General features: G+C 54.0%; 5 protein-coding genes. 2 read left to right on the top strand and 3 right to left on the bottom strand.

Translation table 11 applies throughout. From position 1 onward, the window contains the following. Positions 1–428: 428 nt before the first annotated feature. On the top strand, positions 429–1,046 hold the full coding sequence (gene rpsD, locus K5905_RS28945) for a 30S ribosomal protein S4 (RefSeq protein WP_297590930.1): 618 nt from the start codon (positions 429–431) through the stop codon (positions 1,044–1,046). 137 nt (positions 1,047–1,183) lie between these two features. On the opposite strand, the gene dgoD is transcribed toward rpsD, so the two are convergent. The 3 genes from dgoD to K5905_RS28930 all read right to left on the bottom strand — a co-directional run bounded on the left by dgoD (position 1,184) and on the right by K5905_RS28930 (position 3,886). Then, a complete protein-coding gene (gene dgoD / locus K5905_RS28940; protein WP_297590927.1) occupies positions 1,184–2,332 on the bottom strand; it encodes a galactonate dehydratase in 1,149 nt (382 codons plus the stop codon). A 434-nt stretch (positions 2,333–2,766) separates the two neighbouring features. Beyond that, positions 2,767–3,516 carry a VOC family protein gene (locus K5905_RS28935; RefSeq protein WP_297590925.1) on the bottom strand — a complete coding sequence of 250 codons (750 nt, stop codon included), beginning with the start codon at positions 3,514–3,516 and terminating at the stop codon, positions 2,767–2,769. A 4-nt stretch (positions 3,517–3,520) separates the two neighbouring features. Then, positions 3,521–3,886, bottom strand: a complete 366-nt coding sequence (locus K5905_RS28930; RefSeq protein WP_297590924.1) for a nuclear transport factor 2 family protein — start codon at positions 3,884–3,886, stop codon at positions 3,521–3,523. 102 nt (positions 3,887–3,988) lie between these two features. Here K5905_RS28930 and K5905_RS28925 point away from each other — a divergent pair. After that, positions 3,989–4,170, top strand: a 182-nt coding sequence (locus tag K5905_RS28925) for a LysR family transcriptional regulator (RefSeq protein WP_297590922.1), incomplete at its 3' end; no start/stop codon positions are given.

Genomic DNA, 4,170 nt, shown 5'->3' with positions numbered 1-4,170 from the left:
GACTCAGTCTGCATTGCGATTTTGAAGTTCAGGCACTTTCAAATCCCGAATTAGGCCTAACATGCCTGAGTGGCTGGTGAGCATGGTAAGTAATTTTAAAGCCGGAGACGTGTCGGCCGTTCAGAATCGGCAGAAGAGATGTTCGAAGTCTTTTCTCAGGATCTTGAGCAGGTTGCTAAAAAAGTTCAGCAAATCCCTAATTCTTTGCCTTCGAAAGCCGATCCGACGTTGACATTTCAAGGGGTAGGCTGTATTTCCGCGCGGTCCGAAAGGCTTTGTCTTTTCGGATCTACGCACCCGTGGGCATTCAGCCGGCGCCGTCTAGCTGGGTCCCTGTCGATCTGATCCGTCCGGATATCCGGATTGTGAGGATAAAGGAGGGCGCGTTTCCTTTTTAGAAAAACAACGCGAATTCAAAGGAAACCGCGATGTCAAAGCGCCACAGCGTTAAGTACAAAATTGACCGCCGGATGGGCGAAAACATCTGGGGTCGTCCGAAGAGCCCGGCCAACAAGCGTGAATACGGTCCTGGCCAGCACGGTCAGCGCCGTAAAGGCAAACTGTCCGACTTCGGTGTTCAGCTCCGCGCAAAGCAGAAGCTGAAAGGCTATTACGGCAACATTTCCGAAAAGCAGTTCCGCAAGGTCTATGCAGAAGCATCCCGTCTGAAAGGCGATACTTCTGAAAACCTGATCGGCCTGCTGGAGCGCCGTCTCGACGCAATCATCTACCGCGCCAAATTTGTCCCGACCGTGTTTGCTGCTCGTCAGTTCATCAACCACGGCCACATCAAGGTCAACGGCAAGCGCGTCAACATTCCGAGCTACCAGCTGCGTCCGGGTGACGTTGTTGAAGTTCGCGAACGGTCCAAGCAGCTCGCTTTGGTACTGGAAGCTACCCAGTCCGCCGAGCGTGATGTGCCGGATTACGTCGATGTCGACCACGGAAAACTGACCGCAACTTACACCCGCGTTCCGGGTTTCTCTGATGTGCCGTATCCGGTGCAGATGGAACCGAACCTGGTGGTCGAGTTCTATTCGCGGTAATTGACCGCCGAATACAGTTCTCGGAAGGGCCCGCCAATTGGCGGGCCCTTTCTTTTTGTTCGGCCTCGCCGAAACATCTCACCAGCAAGCCGGATGGCGACCGGTTCAGGCGTTTGTTTGTTGATGGTTAGCCGCATTCACCATTCGGCAATTGACCCGTCTTCATGCCGCCAGACCGGGTTGCGCCAGCGGTGGCCGGTCTTGGCCCGTTCCTTCACGTAGTCCTCGTCGATTTCCACGCCAAGGCCTGGGCCGTCGGGAATACTGACGAAGCCGTTTTCGTAGCGGAAAACATCCTTGTTTGAGATGTAATCGAGGATGTCGTTGGATGAATTGTAGTGAATGCCAAGCGACTGTTCTTGAATGAAGGCGTTGTGCGACACCGCGTCGACCTGAAGGCAGGCTGCAAGTGCAACGGGACCAAGAGGGCAGTGCGGCGCCAGCGCGACATCGTAGGCTTCTGCCATTGTCGCAATCTTCCGGCACTCCGTGATGCCACCGGCATGCGACAGGTCGGGCTGGATGACGTCGACATACCCATCCTGCAGCACGGACTTGAAATCCCAGCGTGAATAAAGGCGTTCGCCAAGGGCAATCGGTGTTGCAATATGATTGGCAATGTCCCTGAGGGCTTCCTTGTTCTCCGATAGGACCGGCTCCTCGATAAACATCAGGCGAAACTGCTCAAGTTCCTTCGCGAGAACCTTGGCCATCGGTTTTTGAACGCGACCATGAAAGTCGACGCCGATGCCGAGATCGTATCCGACCGCGTCGCGGATCGTCGCAATTGTCGCCACAGCCGCATCAATTTTTGCATTGCTGTCGACGATCTGCATTTCTTCGCAGCCGTTCAGTTTGATCGCCTTGAAACCACGTTTCATAACGTCCTTGGCATTTTGGGCTACATCGGCGGGACGGTCGCCACCAATCCAGGAATAGACCTTTATCTTTTCGCGGCATTTGCCACCAAGAAGTGCATGCACCGGCAGTCCCGCTGCCTTGCCCTTGATGTCCCAAAGGGCTTGGTCAATTCCGGAAATGGCAGACATGTGAATGCCACCACCTCGGTAAAACCCTCCCCGATACATGACATTCCAATGATCTTCGATCAGGAGTGGGTCCGTGCCGACAAGATAGTCGCTCAGTTCGTGTACCATGGCCTCAACCGCGAGCGCCTTGCCTTCCAGAACCGGTTCACCCCAACCTGTTACTCCTTCGTCTGTTTCTATTTTTAAAAAACACCAGCGTGGAGGAACGATGTAGGTGGTCAGTTTGGTGATCTTCATGTGACTAGGTCCGATAACTAACAGGTGGGGGCGGAGATCAGGGAACATTTCCTTGATCCTGCAACGGGAGGGGCTGGTTGAAATCGAAGAGCCTTAACCCGAAATTCGCGCACCGAGAGGAGAACTTTCGAACCTTTCAAACTCTTCAGCAAGCACTGAGTCTTTGGATCTTGCCCATAGAGGCAGCGGACGGTGTAGCTGCGGTGTGAGCAATCGCCTGGTTGCGGCTCCTGTTTTGGACAAGCGTCCGGAAATTGCAGAACGCGAAAGAAGCTCTCGAAGTGAGAATTCTCGCCATGACTAATCGCGGCGAGTGTGTGGTGCAAGAGGTGTTTGGTGTTTTGGAAAGAGATCGGAGGCGAATTCGTTCCGAGGTCGGTCGTGGGTGCTCTTCAAACTTGCCATTCAGCCGCAATTGCAGGTGCCAAGCCCAGTCACCGGAAAACGGTCTCGGTGCCATCGGTGTGTTGAATATGCACACATGCCGCTCCCGTCGCGTGTTTTGGACGGGTCAAAACAGATCCGCTCAGCAGGTGCTGAAACTCAAGCACCGTATAGGGGCGTTGCCACAACCATTCCCGGTTTTCGATCGCGTTGACGTCGGAATTGGGCTGTGTTTCATCGCACAGACCAACGAAATAGAGGTCAAAGCCGAGGTCCGTCACTGCCTGTCGTGACAGATAGCGCATTCCAAGGGCTTCCCGGCATTCAGTCAGGTCTGTCTCAATGTTGTCGGTGCGCAGCGTGATCAAGCCGATTTCCGCTCCACCGCCAAGTGGGGCCGTATTGTCTCCGGTCCTGGTTCGTGGATTGCCTTCAAAGCTGTGCTGGATCAGTTCGATTACATGCCCTTCCGGGTCCGCCAGATGACTCATGTAGGCAATGTCACGAAACTGGTGCGGTGTGGTGCTGGAGATACCCCGATCGGACAATTGCGCGTGGGCAAAATCCAGATCCGGCAAAGTTATGGCAATTTTCCAATATCGGTCCTGTTGACCCGGGTGATAATTGCCGGGTGCCGAGGCCTGTATCAGGTTCAACACCGCGCCATCTTTGCCATAACCAACGGCGACGGCATCATCCGCTTCGAGACGGTGCATTCCGAGAAACTCGCAATAAAATTGCGCCAACCCTTCAGGGTCATTCACATTCAGGGAAAGAGCGGAGATGCTCGCCTTGGTCATTGAATCAGCCTTGCACCTCAAATCTGTCTTCACGCAGCAGTGCGGTGCCGTCGTCTTGAAGCACCCAGTGTTCCTTGGTGATGATGCCATGCGTATTGTTCATGCTCCAGGACGCGGAAATGATGGCTTCCTTGTCATTGAGCACATCGACCTTGGCATCCTTGTAGGCTACATCAGCAAAGCCTTTTTCGATCAGATCGGCCCAAAAAGCCTGAATGGCGGCGCGCCCCTTGAACTCACCGAACGGCGTTGCCACCATGAGCGCGTCCTCCTCGTAACAGGCGGCACAGCCGGCGGCGTTGCCGGTGTTAAAAGCGGATTTCCAGTTCGACAATTTCTCAAGAGCGGCGGCTTCGATTTCTGTTGTCATGTCTTTGTCCCAACGGTTGAACTAAACTGGCCTCATATTTCTGCGTTTGTTTCGATGAAACAAGCTTGATTGTGCGGAATCTTTGTTTAGTATCATTGTACAATGTTGCCGAATTCAAACGATCTGCTGATCTTTCTGAGCGTTGCGGAAGCCCGCAGCATCACCGTTGCCGCACAGCAATGCGGTTTGACAAAATCTGCCGTAAGTCAGGCGCTCAAGCGCATCGAGGACGCAGTGGGGGCGAAAGTCCTGTTTCGTACTACCCGATCCATGTCTTTGACTGA

This window comes from Roseibium sp. (genome assembly GCF_025698965.1).
Lineage (GTDB): Bacteria > Pseudomonadota > Alphaproteobacteria > Rhizobiales > Stappiaceae > Roseibium.
The sequence above is the reverse complement of the archived record's forward strand: the minus strand, read 5'-3'. Positions and strand labels throughout refer to the sequence as shown.

Coding starts and splice junctions, on each gene's coding strand:
- rpsD (WP_297590930.1), top strand. CDS start 429: ATGTCAAAGCGCCACAGCGTTAAGTACAAAATTGACCGCCGGATGGGC.
- dgoD (WP_297590927.1), bottom strand. CDS start 2,332: ATGAAGATCACCAAACTGACCACCTACATCGTTCCTCCACGCTGGTGT.
- K5905_RS28930 (WP_297590924.1), bottom strand. CDS start 3,886: ATGACAACAGAAATCGAAGCCGCCGCTCTTGAGAAATTGTCGAACTGG.
- K5905_RS28935 (WP_297590925.1), bottom strand. CDS start 3,516: ATGACCAAGGCGAGCATCTCCGCTCTTTCCCTGAATGTGAATGACCCT.